This is a genomic window from Vibrio sp. 070316B (assembly GCF_013114115.1).
GTDB classification, from domain to species: Bacteria; Pseudomonadota; Gammaproteobacteria; order Enterobacterales; family Vibrionaceae; genus Vibrio; species Vibrio chagasii_B.
Genome location: NZ_VTYC01000011.1, coordinates 84,191 through 106,081, shown reverse-complemented (window position 1 = coordinate 106,081; position 21,891 = coordinate 84,191). Strand labels below are relative to the sequence as shown.

At 43.8% G+C, this 21,891-nt stretch carries 13 protein-coding genes; 5 read left to right on the top strand and 8 right to left on the bottom strand.

What is annotated here, in order from left to right:
• Positions 1-6 precede the first annotated feature (6 nt).
• A complete protein-coding gene (locus F0251_RS10975) occupies positions 7-4,839 on the bottom strand; it encodes a DUF1566 domain-containing protein (RefSeq protein WP_171730996.1) in 4,833 nt (1,610 codons plus the stop codon).
• Positions 4,840-5,104: 265 nt separating this feature from the next.
• Between F0251_RS10975 and F0251_RS10970 the strand changes: the two genes are divergently transcribed.
• Complete coding sequence (locus F0251_RS10970; RefSeq protein WP_171730995.1) at positions 5,105-7,117, top strand: hypothetical protein; 2,013 nt, start codon at positions 5,105-5,107, stop codon at positions 7,115-7,117.
• Between the two features lie 55 nt (positions 7,118-7,172).
• Here F0251_RS10970 and F0251_RS10965 read toward each other — a convergent pair whose 3' ends face one another.
• Complete coding sequence (locus tag F0251_RS10965; protein WP_171730983.1) at positions 7,173-8,387, bottom strand: multidrug effflux MFS transporter; 1,215 nt, start codon at positions 8,385-8,387, stop codon at positions 7,173-7,175.
• A 328-nt stretch (positions 8,388-8,715) separates the two neighbouring features.
• Between F0251_RS10965 and F0251_RS10960 the strand changes: the two genes are divergently transcribed.
• Entirely contained in the window at positions 8,716-9,897 is a 1,182-nt protein-coding gene (locus tag F0251_RS10960) for an MFS transporter (RefSeq protein ID WP_105058752.1), read from the top strand.
• Between the two features lie 826 nt (positions 9,898-10,723).
• On the opposite strand, the gene F0251_RS10955 is transcribed toward F0251_RS10960, so the two are convergent.
• The 3 genes from F0251_RS10955 to F0251_RS10945 form a co-directional block, all read right to left on the bottom strand.
• Positions 10,724-12,391, bottom strand: coding sequence for a hypothetical protein (locus tag F0251_RS10955; RefSeq protein WP_059018083.1), 1,668 nt, complete (start codon positions 12,389-12,391; stop codon positions 10,724-10,726).
• A gap of 367 nt (positions 12,392-12,758) precedes the next feature.
• Positions 12,759-13,676 carry a DMT family transporter gene (locus F0251_RS10950; RefSeq protein ID WP_171730982.1) on the bottom strand — a complete coding sequence of 306 codons (918 nt, stop codon included), beginning with the start codon at positions 13,674-13,676 and terminating at the stop codon, positions 12,759-12,761.
• 233 nt (positions 13,677-13,909) lie between these two features.
• Positions 13,910-15,646 carry an SgrR family transcriptional regulator gene (locus F0251_RS10945; RefSeq protein WP_116871033.1) on the bottom strand — a complete coding sequence of 579 codons (1,737 nt, stop codon included), beginning with the start codon at positions 15,644-15,646 and terminating at the stop codon, positions 13,910-13,912.
• Positions 15,647-15,737: 91 nt separating this feature from the next.
• On the opposite strand from F0251_RS10945, the gene F0251_RS10940 reads away from it, so the two are divergent.
• Both F0251_RS10940 and F0251_RS10935 read left to right on the top strand, forming a co-directional pair.
• Positions 15,738-17,003 carry an MFS transporter gene (locus F0251_RS10940; protein WP_171730981.1) on the top strand — a complete coding sequence of 422 codons (1,266 nt, stop codon included), beginning with the start codon at positions 15,738-15,740 and terminating at the stop codon, positions 17,001-17,003.
• 120 nt (positions 17,004-17,123) lie between these two features.
• Entirely contained in the window at positions 17,124-18,032 is a 909-nt protein-coding gene (locus F0251_RS10935) for a LysR family transcriptional regulator (RefSeq protein WP_105058756.1), read from the top strand.
• A gap of 87 nt (positions 18,033-18,119) precedes the next feature.
• On the opposite strand, the gene F0251_RS10930 is transcribed toward F0251_RS10935, so the two are convergent.
• Positions 18,120-19,640 (bottom strand): DUF1254 domain-containing protein, encoded by a 1,521-nt coding sequence (locus F0251_RS10930; protein ID WP_105058757.1) that lies wholly within the window; start codon positions 19,638-19,640, stop codon positions 18,120-18,122.
• 216 nt (positions 19,641-19,856) lie between these two features.
• Positions 19,857-20,750 (bottom strand): DMT family transporter, encoded by an 894-nt coding sequence (locus tag F0251_RS10925; RefSeq protein ID WP_004737458.1) that lies wholly within the window; start codon positions 20,748-20,750, stop codon positions 19,857-19,859.
• Between the two features lie 123 nt (positions 20,751-20,873).
• Here F0251_RS10925 and F0251_RS10920 point away from each other — a divergent pair, with 123 nt between their 5' ends.
• Complete coding sequence (locus F0251_RS10920) at positions 20,874-21,356, top strand: MarR family winged helix-turn-helix transcriptional regulator (RefSeq protein WP_004737459.1); 483 nt, start codon at positions 20,874-20,876, stop codon at positions 21,354-21,356.
• Between the two features lie 83 nt (positions 21,357-21,439).
• Here F0251_RS10920 and F0251_RS10915 read toward each other — a convergent pair whose 3' ends face one another.
• Complete coding sequence (locus F0251_RS10915) at positions 21,440-21,880, bottom strand: heme-binding protein (protein WP_017631066.1); 441 nt, start codon at positions 21,878-21,880, stop codon at positions 21,440-21,442.
• Between the last annotated feature and the right edge of the window lie 11 nt (positions 21,881-21,891).

The following is a 21,891-nucleotide window of genomic DNA, read 5'->3' as shown; positions in this document are numbered from 1 at the left end:
GAGTGCCTATTTGGCAACGAGTCGGTATAGGTAACGGCCGTCGTAACTTTGAGTACCAACTTGGCTTTCATCCATGGTTGTCATATTCAATCCGAGGACACGACCATAAGGAGCAGGATCGCTGGTGATATAGGAACTATGGTTGGAATAACCTCCACCAGTGACTTCGTTAAACTTAAAGACATTCGCATTGATAGGAAGTAATCCATACAGCTCTGCTTTCGATGGGTAGCGCCAGTTCGCTTTGCCACACACCTTTTGTGTATTTCGTGTTGAAATTAAAGGTGTTACCTCTACGTATTTCTTGAAACGGCTGCTGTCTCCGTTGGTAAACAGTTGCCAAACGAGCTTACTGTCCGTGTCTTGTGCGCAAATTGCATTTTGGCGATCGGCTACTACGTTCCCTTGCATATCTAGGTACTGGTATGTTGTCGCTTTTTCTCTAACCAGACGTCCTAAGATGACGGCATCTTCAGTACCACCAACTTCCGAACGACGGACATCTTGGTAGTTGCGCTCAGAGCTGTAGTTTGTGATGTATTGTTTGGTGCCCTTTGTTTGATTCGACCAGTAGTAAAAAATCACGCCACCGTAATAGCTAGATTTGTCATACTCAGGATCCAGCCCTCGGTGATGAGGGAATGCATCGGTATCGATTGTGATGGTCGAGTTTGAGCTAGAGATTGCTTTAGTTTGTAGTGAAAGTAGCTGAGACAGCGCTGGTACTTTCCAATCATTGAAGCCACATAAGTTCACATCATTAGTACTTTCTAGCAGGCCGTTACTGCCTAATACACTCGCTACACCAGAGGCCGAAGCGTCATAAGCAAGATCGTCAGCACCTTTTGGTCGACCGTCTTTGAGTAGTGTCCACACTCGGCGTTTGCCTGTGATGTTAGTGTCTTCAACACAACGCCAGCCTTGTTGGTAGGTGGTGTTTTTTGGTAGGTAGTTGCCTAACTCGTCCAATTTAGCGAAGCGGCTGCTTACCATTGCGTCAGCTTGAGAAACGCTAAAGCCATTGTCTTTCGCCTGTTTCAGTCCATCTTTTGCTAGCACTTTTGATTGTACTAGGTTGTGGATTTTGGCCGTCGTGTTCATCTCACTGATAAACTTCTGGAACAATGTAGTTAGGGTGGCAAACTCCGAGCCCAGCGATTTTATTGATGTATTCAGCTCACTTGCGAACGAATTAACCATGCCATATTGATACTCTAGGTCTGAGATAGTCTTGTACAGGTCTAAACTTGCCTGGTGAATGTCCTTAGCCAATGACGCTGAGCTTAGTGCGTTGGTCGAGCTGGACAGACTTACGGACTTTTGCTGCATGAACGCTAATTTTTGAGCAAACTCAGAACCAGAGACTAGTGCGCTTAGTACAACGGTGTTTTGCTCTAATTTAGCGACTTGCTCCTTGTACGCTTTTACCTTGTTAATGAATTCAAGGCTCTCAGCATCAGTTCGGCTTTGAGCAACAGAGGCCTGAAACTCAAGAGCTTTTAGCTTTAGCTTTGTGTTCTTAAGATCATCTGACCATGGTTGGGTCAAAGCCTGCAGTTCTGCTACTTTAGCTTTAGCTTCCGTTTCTAATGCAGCGTAACCTTTGCTCTTAGATTGGTTGGCGGTTAGCCAGGTTTCTAAATAAAGCTCCGTAGCGTTAATCTTCGTATCTTGTGTACTCAGAAAGGCGGCTATTTCAGTCGTAGCGCTATCTACACCAGTGAGTAACTCTGCACCTGATGGCAATTGCCATTTAGCGTATGCGTATTTGGAGTAATACTGCTCAACAGATTCTTGGCCTTTGTTGATAGTGACAGCGACGCCATTTTTATCCGCTAGCACATTCACTGACTGATTCGATACCAAGTAACCACTTCTTAGATTTGATGGCAGTGTTGCAGGATCTCTCTGCGATAACGTGATCACTTCACTAGTATCTGGAAGCGTCCAACCAGTGATATCACAAGCAATCAGTCGAGCGACTTTATCGAAGGCGGTATCGGTTTCTGAAGAGAATCGCTCCGCCCAAAACGTCGGCTCCCCTTGCCCTTTATCATCGTATTCAGCAATACAATTGAGCGAGTACGTATTCCATGATCCACCGTAACCAAAATCAGCAGCTTGTGAACGGGTTTTCATTGGTACGAATTTTAGGGCGGTAAAGCGACTGCTTGCTGCTGTTGCCCAAAGCGTGTCACTGGTCGAGTTTGCGACACCTTCTTTCGCATGTGCTTTTAGTCGGATACCGACATTAGCCTTGTCATATGCTTCAGGGCCAATGAACTGTGGGTTTGAAACAGCAGGTTGCCAAGTCAGGCCTTTGTCGTTGGTGAATTCATAGTATTCGGCTTCATCAAAGCGAACAGATTGACCATCAACGTTAGCCGTTAAGTAGTCCCATTCAAAACCATTGGTCTTGATTGGGTTTGAGCCAGTAAAAGTGTTGGTTATCTCAGGCGATGTTGGTGCTGGAATCTCAAACACTTTGGTGAAGGCTTGTGTGGTTAATGCTGCTACGCCATGAGGCATGCCATTCGTCGGGTTTTGAGCGACGCGCAATTGAACCTCACCGATACTCTTGTCGACGTTACCGATCACAACCGGTTTTGCGGTGACTTTAGTCCAAGTAGAACCTGAGTCGAGCGTGATTTCGAAATGCTCTGGTTGTGTGAATTCGCCAAAGTATGTCCAATCTAGCGTGTTGTCTATATCGTTCACCACTAGGCCCGTTGGAGCAGTGGGTGCTGATGGACGAACGGTAAACGCAGCATCATTTGTCAGCTCTGATCCACTAGGACGACCGGTAATTGGATCTCGTTTGACTCGCACTTGAATTGAGTCAATAGCGTAAGCTTGATCGTTTAATTGATAAGGTTTCTGAGTAACCGTTGCCCAACCTGTGTTGAGTACATTGATCTCGTAATCCGCAACTTCTGAGAAGCCTGTTACGAATGTCCAATCAAATGTGTCTAACCCATCGTGAGTGATTGGAGATGTTGGTGCCGATGGCTTGTCAGGTGTTACCGAATATGGCTTATCTGAGCACAGCGTTTCACCAGGATCATGTTGAGGGTCTGTTCCTGCTTTCACTCTCACACAGACTTGTCCCTTAGCAAACGTCTCATCTGGGATTGCTTGTGGGTTGCTAGTTACCGGGCTAAATGTAAGACCTCTGTCTAGTGAGTATTCGTAGAAGTCTTTGCCTGCAAACTCTGTAACTTCTGTCCACGCAAACGTGTTTTCAGCATCATCAATAATCGGCAGGGTTGGCGCAACAGGCTGGTTTTCTGAGCGAGTGAAAGCCGTACCAATCACTAGTGGATTGCCTGCGGGGCGAGCATCTTGCACATTGGATTTTACACGGATAGAGATGCTGTTAGCCGGAAGTGAAACGTTGCCAACCACATAGGGAAGTTCAGTGACAGTATTCCAACCGTTACCTAGATTAATCTCGTAGAAAGATGGCGCATCATATCCAGAGACCCAAAGCCAGTTGATCTGATTAGTGCTGTCGTTTGCAAAGTCCAGTACAGGTTTTACTGGTTGCGCCGGGGTTACTGTCATCGGTTTGTCTGACATAGCACTTAAACCAGTCGGGTGACCTAGGGAGTCGTCCTTCGCGATACGTACTTTTAGATGCCCAACTGGAATATCTAAGTCTTGAATGCGTTGAGGTTTTTCGGTTGCTTTTACCCAGTTAGCACCGTTATCTAGAGAGTACTCGTAAAGAGATAATTCATTAAAAGAATCGACCAGCGCCCAATCGAATTCGTTGCCCGCATTGTCCACGGTGACCCAAGCGGGTGCTGCTGGGACTGTCGTAAGCGTAAATGCTTTGTTTGAAAGAAGCGGTTTACCTGCCGGGGTATTACGTGCACTAGAGGCTGCGACTCGAACCTGAATAGCGCCTTTATCGAATGCCTGTTCTCCAACCACAATCGGTTTGCGAATGACAGTCGACCAGGTGCTACCGGAATCTAAGGAATATTCGTAATCTGTGTTTTGGTTGAATCCACGCACAAACTGCCAGTTGAAAGTATCTGATGCATCATTGACTTTACCGTGCTTGGGCGCTGGTGGCTTAACCACGATTTCACTGCCGTCGATATCTTCTTGCGAGACTTTGAGCTGCTCTCGGTACTCCTTGCCGAGTTGCTCTAGAGCACTGTCTGTCCCAGACGCACCATGTGAAAGTCGATCTGTTTTGGCTTTGAACTCGACCAAATCAAGATCAGCAAGTTTATACATTGCACCTTTACGGGCGTTAACTTGGTCGACACCTGCGTCTACCGAAGCTTTTTGGGCTTCTTGCAGTACGCGAGTCACACCGCGCGCAAACATATGCACTTCACGGCTTTTTGCTGAATTTGAAGAAGAGTAATCACCCAATGCTAGGCTTTTGTCGATCCCTAGGTCGTTGGCAACAAGCTCAGTCGCATCATCGAAGCTGATACCGCTGGTCTTTGACACACTGGCAATCAGTGAGGTAACCGGGCTTACGACGTCCGAGTTGTTGCTTGGTACTTCTAAGGTAAACCCAGACTCAATTGCTTGGTTGGGGGAGTCCATATCTACGGTTATGCCTGCTACGGCTTCAACCAGCACTTTGTATTGAGCCAGATCATCGTCGACATCAAGTTGGAATTGTCCTTTGGCGTCCGTTGTCGCAATGTCTCCATCGGCAGAATCACACATCGCATTGCCATTTTTGTCTAAACAGACCTTGGCTTTGTGCAAATAACCATCTAACGCTATACCAGAAATATTCGAGGATTTTGGCTGAGTTTGTGACTGGCTAAGCTTGGGATCTGAGTCTGCACCACCACAAGCAACAAGCATTGTAGAAACGAGTGAAACACCCGCCAATTTGTATGGATTCCTTACCACTTGAACTCCAAAGATTTATAAATTACCCGCTAGAAAGATTGAGAATACTAATTTAAATGATAGTAGTTATCAATATCATTTGATCTTTTATTTGGTTAAGTGATTTAATAGCAAAATAAAATACTACTCATACAGCAATAAACTAGGTGAATCGGTCGAAAAAATGCGCAATAAATTTTTAGTATGCAAATTATCACTAGCTATATCTAGTGCCCTAATGGTCGCAGGGTGTGGGGGGAGTTCTGATGGAGAGAATCCAGTTGGAGCGACCACTTCAGGCCATGCTTTTCAAAGTTCATTAGTATGTGCTGATGCAGATCTGAATGGTGTATGCAGTGAGCAAGAAAAACTCATTACAGACGTTTCCGGGTATGCACAACAGAGGCAATATGATGGTGCAATTTTAACCGCTTCTCCTGGTATGGAGCTGGTGACGCCTTTCACTACTTTGATTCATAGCGAGATGATGTTTAATCCAACGATTAGCAACGATATAGAACAGGCTAAAGCATCGCTTCAAAGTAAATTAGGTGATCATGTCGGTGTGAATTTTGCCTCACTAGACACAACGTATGGACCTAAAGATAAGTCTAATGTGTTGCTAAAATCGCTGAAAAAGGCACAAACTGACGGAAAGCAAGCTGCATACACAAATATTGCCCATGCTCTCGACCTCATGATCGAGCATAAAACGTTGGACCTTTCAGGCGTCGATGTCGCGGGAACTGCTTCGAGGCACTTGCAAATAGAGGATGCTCTGGTTGTTCGCGGTTCTCAATCGGTGCCAGAATTCTCTGGTGCCAAATCTATCGCTCTGAATCCAGCGAGTAGTCAGATAGTGTTTCTAACGGCGAATGATGTCGTGATGCAAATCGATAGCTCTTCACGTAATAAGCCAGTGACTCTTGATAATGGTTTGGCGTCCCAAGCTAATTCTGGCTTGATTAGTATTCGTTCTCATGACGACGATTACGATGATGACGATGACGATGACGATGACGATGACGATGACGACGATGATGACCACCATGGAGGCGGAACTGGTGGCGTAGAGATACCGGTAGAGTCTAATGAAATCATTCAGTTAGTACCTACATTGAATGGTAGCCAAGCCTATAAAGTTTATAAGCCTACGTCTTACGCCTCACCGACGGAGAGTGATATTTGTAATAGTAAAGGTGCCAATGGCATCTTCTTATCGAGTCTAACGAGTACCAATAATAGTGGTGCAAAGGCGTTTAAGATTGATAGCTACAGTAGCCGAAGCGGAGGAACGCTGCCGCCAATTCCTACGCCGAAACCTAAACCTGCTGAAACTCCTGATTCTAGTCAATCATGTATCAACGATAACTTTACAAAAGTGATTCCACTGCTGCAAAGCGGCTCGTTATTGGCAGTTAAAAATACTGGTAGTTCGATTTACTCGCAGCAAGAGGTTAGATTACTAAGTGCTGACAAGTTAGCGATGAATAATTGGCGCCACGCACTCAAGTCCTCTTCGCCTCAGATCATGCCATCTTACGACCAAAGTGAAGCTTTGATTGTTTATAAGAATTATTTTTCGAGCGCCAATTTAGCGGCTGAGGTTATTAACACAACTAACTTATCCACCAAGATGACGATTGATAAGTTGAACCTGAAAACAGCCAATATTGTAGCGAACCAGCAAATTTTGTTGGGGCTAGACAGTAACAAGCTTGAATGGGTTTCAAACTCGATTCAGCAAACGGTACTTGGGGAGTTGGATGTCGATTCCACCATCAGTAAGATAGCAACATCGAAGGATGGCAAAATAAGTGCGGTTGCTACAGCGAACATTCTCTATATCGTTGATAACACGAATAGAACCTTGGTAGTGAAAGAGGTGTTGAGCAGTTCGGCAATCAACTCTTTGTATGTATTGGCTGAAAAAGTGATTGCGCTGACTTCTTCAGGGGTGGATTACTATCAATTCCGAAATATTAGTGGTCCGGCTCTTAAAGTTGGTAGCCAACTGGTAACAAAAGAACTCCTCAAAAAATGGGAAGACAGTGGAAACTCAAGCTGGAACTCTACTAACTTGGGCTACATTCTTTCTCAAACAGGAACGGAAAGTAGCATCGCTGATAAATTCAAAAATGTTAACCTTTCATTCTCTCCTTCTAACGCAACAACCTCGAGTGGCATCACAGGAGTGAACGTTAGCGGCTTAGAACGAGGCGAGTGGTTAACCTTTTATAAAGCCCTTTAAAGGCATTTAATCAATAAAGAAGGGAGGCTAACTCCCTTCTTTACTCAGGTACTTGCTACATATTCTCAGCCTGTTTCAATCGGCTTTGACGCCAGTAATTGAGCGAGGAGATAGCCGCTAAAAAGATAACGACGGCGGTCATCACATGTATGACTGACTCCGATGTCCCTTCGTACGCATTACTGCCTAAATCAATCGCTGCAGAAACAAAAAATAGGCGAATAGCCGTCACCAGTGATGCTGTGATTCCTGTTAGATCTGGAAAAACTTGCATCGATTTAGCAAAGAACAATCCAATCGATAACCCTGCACCTATTGAAAATAAGCACATCGTCCCTGTTAGGATGAATGGTGAGTTGAGTTGCTCAGACGGTAATAAGAAAAAGATGAGCGTGGTGGTAAATATTAAGCCAAGCCCAGTACTTTTTAACTTATCGATACCAAACCTGTCGATTAAGCGTGCGTTGTTCAGACTCACCAAGACGAATGTGCCCAGTGTTGCCATTTGGAAAAACGGGAAGCGATCGGGGCTGACGTCTAATTGCTCTATATACAATAACGACATGTTGGAAACATAAATCATATAGGCGGCAAGAATTAAGCTCGTCACTAGCGTGTTGTACCAAAAGGCAGACGAAGACAATACGGTTTTGTAGTCGCTTGCTATTCGCTTTGGCGCGACCTTTTTCCGTTTATCTCTACTCAAAGATTCAGGTAAGAAGAAGAAGCATTTGGTCGCAGACAGCAGTACTAAAATGGCGATAAAGACAAAGTTTGCTTTATACCCCATATGGAGGCTTATCCAGCCGCCAATAAGAGGTGCAAAAGCCATCAAGCTGACCACTAACGTGTTGAGGTCGGCAATCAGTTTGGCGGCGGGTTCTTCATCGAACAGATCAAAGATCATTGCGGTACCAACGATTACGCACGCTGAACTACCGAAGCCTTGGAGCAGTCGAAACGCTAATAATTGCTCGATACTTAAAGCAAAAATGCAGCCGATACTTGCAGCAAGGAAGACACTAAAACCAAACATTAGTATCTTTCGGCGACCAAAATGATCCGATAGTGGTCCATAGAGTAAGGAACCAATACAGATGCCGATAAAGTTATAGCTCAGAATGCGCTGCACCATAACCGCGTCAGTGTTGAAGTCCTTCAATATATCGGGAAATGTGGGTAGATAGATATCCGTCTCCATGGCAGCACCAAGGAATATGAATACCATTAAAAATCGAAACCACTTCCCCTCATGAGAGATGGGAAACATAGTTAATCCAATGAGTTATTATTATAAAAGTCAGAAGCGCAGACGCTGCAAGTGCAGGTAGGCTTAGAATGAAATTTTGATATTGGGATGCGCGTAGTAGAGAGGAGTGTTACGCAGGGTTGTCATTCCCGTCACTTGGTTGTGATCAAGTAGGATGTAAATGTAACATAATGTTTCATCATTTCAAGGTGTCGATTGCTGTTTTCAGGCTCCCCTATGCAAACGATGAAAGTCATGTAATGTTGCTTTTATCCTAATAAGTTAATCATTTGTTACTCGGCATAAAACCGGAGTATGATACTGGATTACTATTTAGGATTTGGCTGCTATGAGTGCATCGAAGGCGAGCTGGAAAACGCCGCAAAACTTTTTATTATTGATTTCGATTGTTGTACCTATCGCGTTTTCGAGCTGGATGGCTCTGTTGAACAACTTTGTGATAGAGAAAGCGAACTTTGACGGTGCCGATATCGGCTTACTACAAAGTGTTCGTGAAATTCCGGGCTTTTTAGCTTTTACTGTGGTGTTTGTGCTGGCTTTCATCCGCGAGCAGCGCTTCATGTTGGTATCGCTGGCTATGCTCACTATCGGGACGGCGATTACTGGCTTGTTCCCTTCACTTACTGGCCTTTTGTTTACCACCATTTTGATGTCGACGGGCTTTCATTATTTTGAAACCCTCAAGCAATCTTTATCCCTACAATGGCTGAGTAAAGAAGAAGCGCCAGAGATGCTAGGTAAAATGATCTCGGTTGGTGCGTTAGCATCTCTGCTTACTTACGGCTCTATCTGGGTGATGTTGGAGCAGTTAAAGCTCGATTTCGTTTGGGTATATGGCATTACTGGCGGCATAGGTTTTGTTCTGGTACTGGTGATGACTTTTGGCTTCCCTGAATTTCAAACGAAGACCCAGCAAAATAAGAAGTTGGTGCTGAGAAAGCGTTACTGGCTTTACTACGCGCTGACATTTATGAGTGGTGCCAGAAGACAGATATTCACGGTATTTGCAGGCTTTTTGATGGTAGAGAAGTTCGGTTACTCGGCGGCAGACGTTACTCTACTGTTCTTAATTAATTACCTGTTTAACTTCTTGTTTGCTAAGCGTATCGGTAAGTTCATTGGTGTAGTGGGTGAGCGTAAAGCGCTTATCTTCGAGTATGTGGGTTTGATTGGTGTGTTTGTCGGTTACGGCTTGGTACAAAGTGCAGAATGGGCGGCAGCATTGTACGTGATCGATCATCTATTCTTTGCTCTCGCTCTAGCAATCAAAACCTACTTCCAGAAAATTGCCGACCCTGCTGATATGGCTTCCACTGCGGGTGTGTCTTTCACTATCAATCATATTGCGGCAGTTGTTATTCCTGTTGTATTCGGTGTGATTTGGCTCTCTTCGCCTGCGACTGTGTTCTACATTGGTGCAGCAATGGCGGCGGTTTCTTTGGCGCTGTCTTTAAACATTCCTAAGACACCTGAAGAAGGTAATGAAGTGCGAATGTTTAGCTGGCGTTAACGCTAGGTAGAGACAAATAAAAAGCTCCAATATCGCTATTGGAGCTTTTTTTTATGTGCTAGTTTATGGTCGAGAAACGATATGCTTTAAACGGATGAACTTGAAGACTCGGATTTACGAACAGTAAGGTAAGGTGTGATATACCTTATCAACGCGAGACAAAATAAGCAGTTTTCGCTTCAGTTCTCTTGTTCAAAGGAATGTGTATAGCGGCCTAAATGGACAAGTCTCGTATGTTGGGTTCGAATCACGATTTTTGAATTGAGTATAGTGTGATAGGTCGAGTGAAAACTCGACCTTACGACTAAGTTAATACACGTGAATGGTTTATTTAATAACTGAGAAAAAGAGTGCAGCTATTGATAGTATTGTGGGAATTATCATTCCGAAGACCATAAATTTCATTTTCATCCAATATAGACTTCTCTCATACTGATGAATTCTTTCCAACAGAAATAATATACGATCCATTTTTATATCTTCACCACCAAAAATAAGTGATAGTTCACTTTCATAACCTGATCTCATTCCAATGTTCCTACTTTTTAGTGACTAATAGTATTTTAAATATAACTTTATAATAACTTACCTTGGCTCTGATTAATTATAGAGTGGTTGATACCATCAACAATGGATACGGGTATAAGTAAAGTCACCGAGTTTATTAACAGTAAAATAATCCGCTAACGTAAACTAATTAATAAATCACAATAAAACCCTAGATGTGAATATCTACGTTATTGATTCCATTAATTACTTTTCTCAAGTGAGGGTTGTAGTTTGGTTCCTCATACCTTTTCAGCTGATGTACAGTTACTTTACTGATTTAGAAAATGTACACGGCTCCAGCGTCTTTCCAAGAATTGTCACTCCAATCGAGAAGAGGATCAGAAGGATGTCCAGGTGCTCCGATAGCAAGCTCGTCAGTGCCGGGTTTAAACATCATTGATTTTCCGAACTCTTCTTTTACACCACTGACACTATCACCCGTAAAAACCCCTTCCCATGCATAGTCTCGATCACCATAGCTAGTTAGGTGGTAAATATAAACAGCACCATCTGGGTCGCCACCAACTTCTAAGGTATCAGAGCTGTGATGAAAACCAAATCCACGCCATGGGGCAAGCGGGGCGGATACCGCTAGATAACCATTGTCACTAAGCGAAATACCAGTACCAAACTTTTGCCCCTTAAACGCTTTTACTGGATCTATTGTATCGACGTTTGACCAAAACCCTTTTTGTGAATCGTATCTATAACTCAAAACTTGATCGATCCCCGGAGCTCCAACAAGAATGAGATCTGCGTCTTTATTTATAGTCACTGAAGACCCATAACCACTGTTCTCAGTTGGAATAGGTAATTTCAGTATGGTTTCTAAGTGCCAAATATCATTGTATTCGTTTGGAGAGGGATTAAGACGGTATACATAGACAGCACCACCGTGTTGGACTTCGCTTCCTGTCCCTTTTCGCATTGAATCCATAGGAGCACCAACAACTAAAACGTTGTCTTGTGCAATAGCGACACTAGCACCGAACCTTGCATCTACAGCTAGGTCATCTGGGCGCTTTAGTTTCAACTCATTAGGGTGACGTAAAGTTTTTATGCCCGATTCAGGAGCTGCTGGAAAGTTGAGGTCTTTATTGATGAAGAATGAGACTTCCCCTGCATCATTTTTTTCGGGGTCTCCCATGATGATGATACCGCCATTTTCACCTGAACTAGCTAAAGCTTGCCCACTTGAATCGCTGTAATTTTTAAGCGAAAGTTTTGGACGCCCATTATTATCGTGGTGCATTTTGTTAATATGAACTAGCGCTTCTTTTTTCGTCGAACACGTAGATGTTGCAAGCATCATGTCTTCGAAAGTGTTACCTATGCCCACCAGACTATTCGTTGTTTTTTGTCCGTCAGTGTTATAGCTCGTACTATTAGCTATGTATTCATCATAACCATAATTGCCACTTTTCTGCTTTGTATAAATATCAACTACGCGAGTTGTATCTTTACCTGAATTGACAATTAAATGGTCATTTTGCCAAGTTATAGCTTCGCCAAATCGAACGTTGTTCCACTCAGAATGGTCAAGATATGTTTTAACGCGGATGACAGTTTGTTCTAGATTCTTTAATTGAAATTGTGGGGATTGAACAAGACAATAATCATTATCTTTGCAGGCTAACAGTTCATAATCAGAAGAAGCGGCATCAAAATCGACGAGGTCGATCTTTAGTTTATATGAAGTACCAGTGATAGAGGGGTCAACTACTTCGCTAATTAAACCTTGAGTCGAGGGTCTATAACGTATCAACTTATAATGTTTAATGCCTTCAATTTTATTCCATTCCAAAAGTATGCTTTTAGCTTGAATTGATTGGGATACGGTCAGAGAAGAGTTGTCTTGGTGAGTGTCTGATGATGGAGATGAACCACTTCCACATGCAGATAAGTTTAAGGCGGTGAATATAAGAAAAATGTACTTTTTGGTCATTGTGACCCTCCATAAGTAGAAAATTAACTCGAAGTGTTGATGAGTACCTGAAACTCTGTTTATTGATTAGTTGAGCCGTAGGATAATTACTAATCCCCGTTAATTCTAAATTTAAATTGTCAACATTACTTTTCAATAAACGTGATGTTTAGCACTTTACAAAGGCTTTAGTTTTCTAATTATTCAACCTACAATCGAATCAGTTACGCTAGCTTTAATGCACGTAATTTCGGAAAGTAGAGTAAACAGAGTTTATATGCGGCTGGAAGTGAGAGAGAGGTTTAAGTCGGAGTGGTAACTAAATAAAACCCTAGAGACTCATTGTGAGCCCTAGGGTTATATATACAGATTATTAGTCTAGCTTAGCCTAGTTGCTACTTACTGTTTTCAAAGAAGAGCGTAGCTTGAAGATTCCCTTAGGTGCCTTGGTCAGCAAGATGCCACAAAGTAGAGGGATCATCATAAGCAGAGATTGTTCAGATAGAACCTCACCATTGATATAGCAAGAGATCAGTAGCGCAACCACTGGGAAGATTAAGAAGCAGATAGACGCTTGGAACGGCGTCGAAACCTGTCCTAATTTAAAGTAAGCCACAATGCCGCCAACACTCGCTACAAAACCTAGATACACGACCGCTGAGATAGAATCCCAAGTGAAAGATTCTACGTTCACGTTCTCGCCAACAGCCGATACTGCAAACAAGAAAATCGCAGCAATGAAACTTGGTACAGCGTTGTAAGTCAGTACCTCGATGCCTTTACAGTGTTTTTGAACTAACACGTACATCACCGCGTGAATCGCAACCGCAAGCCCCAGGCAAACCGTACCAATAAAGTAGTCATCACCACCCATTTGCATTTCGTTACCAAGAATTAAGCACAGGCTGATAACTGCAGTAACTAGGCCGAATATTTGATGCTTCGCTAAGCGTAGACCAAGGAACAAACCCGACATCAGCATCACAGCAACAGGCATGTTAGCGAAGATGATCGAAGCCAAACCAGAAGAGATGTATTGCTCACCATAGATCATCAAAGTGAACGGAATCGCGAAATACATCAGTGCCACAATAAGCAGCCATTGACGCTTGCCTTTAGGGAACAGCAAAGGTTGATTGAAGGCTTTTGCTAATACTGCAAGCAAAGGGGCTGCAAGTAAAAAGCGCAGTCCAGTAGCAAAAATTGGTGGGATAGAATGCAATGCCACTTCCATAGCGAACCAAGTGGTTCCCCAAATTAAGCAAACAGAGACAAAAAGCAAGATAGTTAGCGACTTCGAATTCATGGTGACTACTCATTAATAATTATTTTAAATCATAGGCTTGTAGCGCCTTAATGACGTGGCACAGTATAAGGAGGTCGTCGGAGAAAAAAATTGTCTTTTTGTCTCTAATTGGCATGAGATGTAGAAATTAAATCTCTAATATAACCATTGAAAAGTAAATATTTTTATCAATTGATTGTCACATAAAGACATTGTTCTTTATGAGGTTTAATTTAGGTTGAGAATTAAGCTATTTAGCGGCGCATAGTGATTTGGTTAAAATCAATCCAACCGTTCGCCAACTGCTCCACAGGGTTCACGGTTTTGGCATAATTGAGCTGCTGTTTAACGTGGAAAATTGGTCGATAGATTCCGAATGTGATCAATTGCGCTTCTATGTGTAGGAAGACAGGTTGTCGTTGCTGGTAATCGGTAATTTTCCAAAGCCGTTCAAGGCTTTCATCTCGCCACTGTTTTTGCTCATCAGTGAGGCACACTTCTAACGCGATAGAACTTTGTAGCCACCCCATCCAACTGCTATCGAGGTTATCTGAAAACACTTCGCCGCTAATTAATATGTCTGCATCTTTTAGGTTATCTGGCTGACAAAATTCAGGGAACTCGAGCACTTGATATTCGCAGATAAAACCAAGTTCATTTAACCGATCACAATAGTGGCGAGCCATTTTTATGTGGTCAAAAAGCTGATAGGTTAGGATCTTTAGCGGTTGTTTAGGCTTGCTATGCTGGTCAGCGAATTGTCGAGCCATTTGTAATGGGCTTTGGTTATTTGCCGTTTCTATCTTTGGCTGTGTTGATTGATTGGACGTCGATAGCATCCCCTCGGCGTAGCCGACGGTGTCCAGAGGTATGTCTTTCGCGATCCCTAGCAAACGTAGTAATTCACTCAGTGATTTAAGGTGTTGTGGGTTTGATAGCCAAGTGTGTCGATGTGGGTTTATCACAGCGTACTCGCACCCCTTTTCCCACTGTTCTATCTCGGCAAGCTCGTTTGAGATGGATGAGTGTTGGTAATGTGGGTGTGAGTGAACAATATCGCAGTGCATTTCATAGTCTTTGGCTTTATCACCAACATTCCAAATTTCTATACCGTCTACCCAAGGTCGGTGCCCATGGTAGGAGCTGAAAACCTCGAGTCTGGTTAGCCATTCGGACTGTTCTACCAATTTAAAGCTGCCGCTACCAATGATTTTCCCTCCTACTTCTTTGGCAACACCCGCAGCGGAGCACGATAGCAGTGATGGAAGGTAGCCTGTGTTGGCATTGATATCGAAACAGAGGTGGAGCGGATCGATAACAGTAATAGCGGAGATGCATTTAAATTGCTGACTATTGTGGTGACTGCTGCCTATCAGACGTTGAAAGTGTGCTTTGACGTCTTGCGCTAGAATCGGTGAACCGTCATGAAAGACTAAGCCTTTGCGTAACGTGAAGTGCCAACGGTGCTCTGTTTGATACCAATCAATGGCAAGATCACCATCAAACGAGTGAGTTGACTTGTTGAAACGTAGTAAGTTACTAAAAAGGTAGCTAGTGATGTGAGCTTCAGTGCGTCGTGTGACTTCAATCGGGTCCAGACTGTGTGTCCCTCGATAAAAAGGGATTTGCAGAATATCTAGTTCAGTAGGCAAGCTTTGATAGCGGCTGATATAACCCAGTAGAAACTGATCCCGTTGTGATTCATCAACCAGATCCAATGCTTGGTCAACTTTATTCTCAGAGAGCAATTCATCTATTCGTACCTCAAGCTCACTGTCCAAGCTTTTTAATAGTGTGAGTGTGGGTAGGTTGCCTCTGCCAACTCCCGACTTCCAGTCAACCCAACCTTCGCTGACTAGCTTTTTGATCACCAATTGAGCGTTACGTTTGGTACAACCTAGCGCATTGGTTACTTCAGTTAAAGAGAGTGAAGTCGGTTGGTTAACGAGTACCCGAGAACGTAAAAATGCTAGAGCCTTCCAGTAATGCATAAAGGTGAAATCCTTGTTTAATCTTTCTATTTTTCTTCATCTTTTAATCTCGATAATAGAGTTATTCGATTGTTTTTAAAAGGAATGAGAAATGGAAAGTATAAAAGGTGCAGAGGTATCCCCCTCTATTTGGAAAAGCTCAAGCTTTATTGTTTTGTTCTCAACAGCGTTCTTTGTTGCCTTTGGTACCAAGATTTATGACCTTGCTTTGCCCTTGTTGGTTTACGAGTTGACAGAGTCTTCAGAGATGATGGGTTGGATGAGAGCCGTCGAGTTTTTACCCAACCTACTATTAGCTCTGTTCATCGGTGTTTGGGTTGATAGGTTTAATAAAAAGCAGTGGTCACAATGCATGTTGATCGGGCAAGCAGCAGTATTGGTCGTCTCTTATATTGCAGTGAGATGGTTGCCGAACCCTTTGTACGCACTGTTTCCGTGCGCATTCCTGATGATGGCGTTTAACTATGGTTACCACAATGCGCGTATTGGGATGATGAAAAATGTTTTACCTCAGCACATGCAAAATACCGCCACCGCGAGAATGAGTTCTTTATACAGTTTGTTAGAAACTGTTGGCCCGGTTTTGTCTGGGGGGCTGCTTTTATTGTCTGCGTTACATAACGTGTTTTTGCTTATTGCGGGGATGTATGTGCTAGCGTTTTGGCAGCTCAATAAACTGGAATTCAAACCATCAGCCCCCGTCGCTCCGCAGTCGGTGCTGAGCGCGCTTAAAGAGGGATGGTTGATCTTATATGCGAACAAAAACATGTGGCACATCACCTTGGTCGTGATGGTGATCAATACCACGGGTGCAATTTTCTGGATTCAAGCTATCTATTTTGCCAAAGCTGAATTAGCGCTCAGTCATATCGAGGTGGGTTACTTGATCGCGGCGTCCGGTGTCGGTGGTTTATTAGGTTCTTTTACCGCGGATAAGGTTCGAAAGCGTATTGGGCTTGGCGTGCTACTTATTTTGTCTATTGTATTAGAGGCGTTTGGATTCTTGTTCCCTGCATTGCTGAGTCAAAGCTATTTACTGCAAGGTATGACTTCAGCGCACATGGTTGTCATTGAAAAAGGCGTATTGATGATGTCGTTCTTATGGGTGAGTGCGATTGGCGTCTACAGCAGCATTTGTATTTGGAGCTATCGTCAAGAAGCGTTCGAGGAAAAGCACCTTGGTCGTGTTGCTGGAATTACAGGGTCTTTGTTTAAACTCTTGATGCCATTTGGTCTGGCTGCTTCTGGATACTTGGTGACAATGTTTGGTTTGCCGGTACTCTTTGTCAGCTGTTTCGTGGCTCAAGTGTTGGCTGCCCTTGGGTTGATGATGACCAAGGTTCGCAAGATTCCTTAACGCTTCATTCTGGGTAAACCGTTATCAGCAGCAAAGTTATCGTATTAAGTGTTTAAAATTTATTTGGTTCACGTTCATACTGAATAAAGACCGACATAGTATGGAAATGAGGTAGGGCATTTGAAAAACACAATCGACTTAAATCTGTATCGATTTTTGGACCTGCTTTATGAGCAACAATCTCAGGCGAAGGTATGCCATATTCTGGATATCAGCCGCGCAACGTTTAATCGTCATCTTTCCGATTGTCGAGACTTGTTTGCTAATGAGTTGTTCATTGCAACCAAAGGTGTTTATACGCCGACTTTGTTCACTACGCAATTGATGCTAGTGGTAAAAGAACCGCTGGAAAAGCTAGAGCAAGCGCAGCAAATATCGCAGTCGTTTATCGGTAACGATTCGAACATCGAATATGTTTTTCACGCAGCCAACCCGCTGAGCACACTGTTTACGGTCCCTTTGTTACAAGGGCTGACTAATGAGCAGTCAAAGCCCAAGATATCGATGATGGATTGGTCTTTAGATGGCGTTGAATTCCCTAAAGCAGGCACGTTAGCGATTGGTGTGTCGGGTTATCCTAATGAACTCAATGACCGCATTGTTGAGCGTAAAGTGGGTTCGTTGGAATTGTTTGCTTATGTGGCGGATACCCACCCTTTAGCAAAAAACGAAGCCATTGACCTTAACCAACTAGAGAGCTTTGATACAGTGCGCGTTTCGATGGGGTCATTGGATGCTAACTCCTACTACGAACGCCTAAAAAAACGCACCGGCTTGGTATTGCAACAGAAACTGACTGTTGCATCGGTATCCTCCGCATTGGAATGTGTTCAAGTCAGCCAGTATGTCTACGTTGGCTTTGATATGGATTTGGCTTCAATCCCAAGTGGACTGAGCAAACGACCTGTTTTATTCAATGGAGAAGCGGTGACTTTTGATGTAGGTATTCAGTATCACCGCGCTTGTTATCAGCACCCTATAGTGAAGCGTATTGAACAGATCTTAAGTGAGAGCTTAGAAAGCTATTGATTTTATGGATGACAACAACAAAAAACGCGCCGATTAAGGCGCGTTTTAGTTACTGTCTGCAGGTGTCTAATTGAACACTACAGAGCGTTACAGCTCAACTTCTTCAATGTCACTTGGCTTCCATGTTTGGTCATACCAAGCTTCTTGAGGGCCGTAGAGTCTTAGAATCGTGAACCAGCCTTTGCCCGGAACCGTCTCAATCCAGTTCGCTTCTTTGCCTTTTGGCGCTGTTGGGCCAAAGTACAAATCAACCGAGCCATCTTCATTTTCAATAAAATCATCACGCTGGTTGTTCTTGCTTGGCAGCGGCTGACTGGTTTGTAGCTCTGAACGCGTTTGTGTGTCGTAAGCTACAATAGACCAGAAGTTCTTAGCCGGAACATTCGCTGGGATATTCAATTTATAGTGCTTACCGCCATCAAAATATTCACCGTCTTTTGCTTGATCAAGTAATGCGTATTTAGAGCCTTTTTCTATCAGCTTGAGCGACATTGCTGGGGTATTCACCGTTGCAACATAGAAGAAGTAAGAACGAGCATCTAGGTTGCGTCCGCCTTCACCTTGGTCAACAAGCCATTGGTAATCGTCACCAATAAATGCAGTCTTCCATAAACGATCTTCATAAATGTAAGCCTTCTTGTCTCTTGGCTGGAAGTACAGAGATCTTGCCGTTGCGTTACCAATCGCGACGCCGTCTTTCATCAGCTTCTGCATGCGCTCATCGGGTGCAAAAGGTTTGTTCTTTTGAATACCAATGCTCGACATTAGCCCACGCAGTTCAGGGTCGATGAATGACACCGGTTCTTTGTCTAACACGGTTTTAATTTCTGAGTAGAAGTGCTCATCGTTCGCATGAATGGTGTTGAACGATTTGCCACTCCCCGAGATGAACTCCATTTCTGGCTGGTCATCTTTCTTCGCTAATGGGTAGATTTTTAGTTTCTCTTTATATGCCTTCACTGCAGCATCGGTTTTACCATCTTTCAGAAATCCGCGAGCGATAAACCAGTTGGTATAGCTGGTGGATTGTGAAACAAAATAACCTTCAGGCACTTCGCCTTCATAACCTGGAGGTAAAATCAGGTATTTACCGCCTTTGCCTTTATCTGGTCCTACGATGCCTAGGTCAGTCACAAAGCGGAAGAACGCATCGTTCACCGTAGTTGGCCCCATACCCTCAGGTACTTCAATGACGGTTGGGCCATCTTTCTCCAAGTCTAGGAAAACAGAAGCGTAAACCGTGTCGGTGTTACCGGTTAGAAATAGCGGATTCGAATCCATCAGGTTATCGAATACCACCACTTGGTTTGACGATGTTGAACCAATCTCGGCATGGCCTACACGCAGTGCTTCAACCGAAGCCATTGGAATTGCATTGAGGAACACTTCTGTTGAGCGAAGTGTATCTAAGTTGTCATACAGCTTTTGTGCAGTTTCAGCCGTTGGTGCACCATCTTTAAAGTTCAGCTCACCGATGCTGGTTTGTACTGTATCTGCCGTCATAATGCTCGGCGGGATATCGGTATTGTAGTTTTCCGTCGCCAGTACTTGATGTGAGATAAAGATACTGCTCGCCAATACAAGTGCTTTTAGCTTCGACTTAATCATGATGTCACCTTTCAGTTTCGTTTCGATGCACTTACTTTAAGCGAGTCGACAAAACATATCTGATACGCGATAGGCTCAAAAATGAGCTTTAAAGTGAGGGGTAATGTGCAAGGGTTAGAAGACGTTCGCAGAACGGTGTGAATACGCTGTAATAAACAGTTCTATAGACAAAACAAAGCCCGCACTTGGCGGGCTTATGAGTCGTAATCTAGATTTTTACTGAGTAACGGGTTTGACTGTCTTGGACTGTCGGATTGCAAGAATCAGTTGTGGTAGCAGTGACATGATGATCATGCCTGTCATGAGTGAGTATTGTACCGCAGTAAAGGATTCGCCCATTAACACCATACCTGTCACGATGCCCGCTACTGGGTTGGCGATACCACCAAAGGTAAAATCAACCACAGTCATACGTTGTAGTAGCCAAACATACATGCCGTAACCCAGCGCTGTGTTTAGCCCAATCACCCAAACCAAGCCCATTGCGTTGCGAGTATCGAAATGAGTTACAGCATTCACATAAGGCTGCGGGTCGATGAAGGCATGAACGCCAGACGCGACAGACAAGATTGCACCGCCCAAGATCAGCTGCCATGTCAGTACCTTCCACCAGTGCATACGATTACCCAGTGATTTGGTAATGCTGCTGCCAATAACGATACACATGATCGCGGCAAACATGGCACCTAAACCGATAGGGTTCAATGCGATTTGGCTTGGGTTGAATAGAATCCACGCCAAGGTGACCAGTCCGATACCTGACAAAGCTTGAATCAAATGTGGGCGCTGCTTTTTCACTACCCAATGGAAGATCATTGCGAACACAGGCACAGAGATCATACCTACGCCCGAAATCGCTGAAGGCAGCGTCAGTGCCATCACGAAGATCAAACCAAAGAAGGTCGCGATGTTGATCAGGCCTAGAGTGAAAATGATTTGCCACTCGCCTTTTTTCGGCAGTGTCGGTTTTACCGCTAGCAATAACAAACCAGCAGGTAATGCACGCAAAGCACCTAGTAATAGTGGTGGCCACTCCTGTAGCGTAAATTGCGTCACTGCATAAGTTGTTCCCCAAAAGAATGCGGGAATCATTGCTAATAATATGTTCATCTAAAATATCTTTACGTTAAGATAACTATTGTGTGAACTGTATACTGAGAACTAGTGGTTGTAAAGTATCTTTATGTTAAACTAGTTTAAAGTAATCAGACTAATAACGGAGCTAGATTGCAAATGGATGCTATCGACCGCGTTGTAGAGCAATGGGCAAAGGAAAAGCCCGAATTAGAAACTGAGCCTATGGCAATGATGGGCCGGATTATGCGTATTGCCAAGTATATGGAGACGCAAGTTGCCGACCTTCATAAAAAATACGACATGAAATTGGGTGAGTTTGATGTATTGGCGACCTTGCGACGCTCTGGAAAGCCATACCGACTAACGCCTTCTGAGCTTATTGGGTCAATGATGCTGACATCAGGTGCGATGACTAATCGTCTTGATAAACTGGAAGCTAAAGGGTTAATCAGCCGTGAGCACAGTAAAGAAGATCGACGCAGCGTCAGCGTGAAATTGACCAAAGATGGTTTAGTTCTGATTGATGAGATGATGACTGAGCATGTCGAAATGCAGAAAAAGCTCGTTAAGTCTTTATCGGCTAGCCAGAAGAAAAACACTAACCAACTTTTAAAAACTTGGTTGAGTGCCTACGAGTAGGTTCACTTATCTCTTTTTAGATTCATTAAAAAACCGAAGCCTTATGCTTCGGTTTTCTTTTTTAAGTTATCTCTATTTCTGAATTAAGCTTGAAGCATCTCGTCGCTAAACAGTTCTGCGCAGCCAATTCCGTTGATGGCGCAGCTTTCATCGATGTCTGATATGTCGCCGCTGACACCAATGGCACCGAGTACCGTTTTATCTTTGTCTCGAATCAGTAAGCCCCCTGGTACTGGTACCATGTTTCCGTGTGCGAGTACGTTCACGGCGGAGATAAATGCTGGCCTGTTGTCAGCATCTTGGGCGAGTTTTCTTGAGGAACACCCTAGTGCGAGTGCACCCCAGGCTTTAGCAATGGCGATGTCAGGTCGCATCATGCTGGAGCCATCTTGACGTTGCAGAGAAATCAGTTTGCCACCGCTGTCTAACACAGCAACAGTGAGGGGCTCTGTGTGAATCTTTTTGCCTGCTTTAAAGGTGCCATCTATGATGGTTAACGCTTGTTGTAGAGTCAAACTTCCCATGTTATCTCCTA

Excerpts from the sequence above, each read along its gene's own strand:
- F0251_RS10915 (WP_017631066.1), bottom strand. The coding sequence starts at position 21,880 with ATGGGAAGTTTGACTCTACAACAAGCGTTAACCATCATAGATGGCACC.
- F0251_RS10945 (WP_116871033.1), bottom strand. The coding sequence starts at position 15,646 with ATGCATTACTGGAAGGCTCTAGCATTTTTACGTTCTCGGGTACTCGTT.
- F0251_RS10940 (WP_171730981.1), top strand. The coding sequence starts at position 15,738 with ATGGAAAGTATAAAAGGTGCAGAGGTATCCCCCTCTATTTGGAAAAGC.
- F0251_RS10960 (WP_105058752.1), top strand. The coding sequence starts at position 8,716 with ATGAGTGCATCGAAGGCGAGCTGGAAAACGCCGCAAAACTTTTTATTA.
- F0251_RS10925 (WP_004737458.1), bottom strand. The coding sequence starts at position 20,750 with ATGAACATATTATTAGCAATGATTCCCGCATTCTTTTGGGGAACAACT.
- F0251_RS10955 (WP_059018083.1), bottom strand. The coding sequence starts at position 12,391 with ATGACCAAAAAGTACATTTTTCTTATATTCACCGCCTTAAACTTATCT.
- F0251_RS10965 (WP_171730983.1), bottom strand. The coding sequence starts at position 8,387 with ATGTTTCCCATCTCTCATGAGGGGAAGTGGTTTCGATTTTTAATGGTA.
- F0251_RS10920 (WP_004737459.1), top strand. The coding sequence starts at position 20,874 with ATGGATGCTATCGACCGCGTTGTAGAGCAATGGGCAAAGGAAAAGCCC.
- F0251_RS10950 (WP_171730982.1), bottom strand. The coding sequence starts at position 13,676 with ATGAATTCGAAGTCGCTAACTATCTTGCTTTTTGTCTCTGTTTGCTTA.
- F0251_RS10970 (WP_171730995.1), top strand. The coding sequence starts at position 5,105 with ATGGTCGCAGGGTGTGGGGGGAGTTCTGATGGAGAGAATCCAGTTGGA.
- F0251_RS10930 (WP_105058757.1), bottom strand. The coding sequence starts at position 19,640 with ATGATTAAGTCGAAGCTAAAAGCACTTGTATTGGCGAGCAGTATCTTT.
- F0251_RS10975 (WP_171730996.1), bottom strand. The coding sequence starts at position 4,839 with ATGCTTGTTGCTTGTGGTGGTGCAGACTCAGATCCCAAGCTTAGCCAG.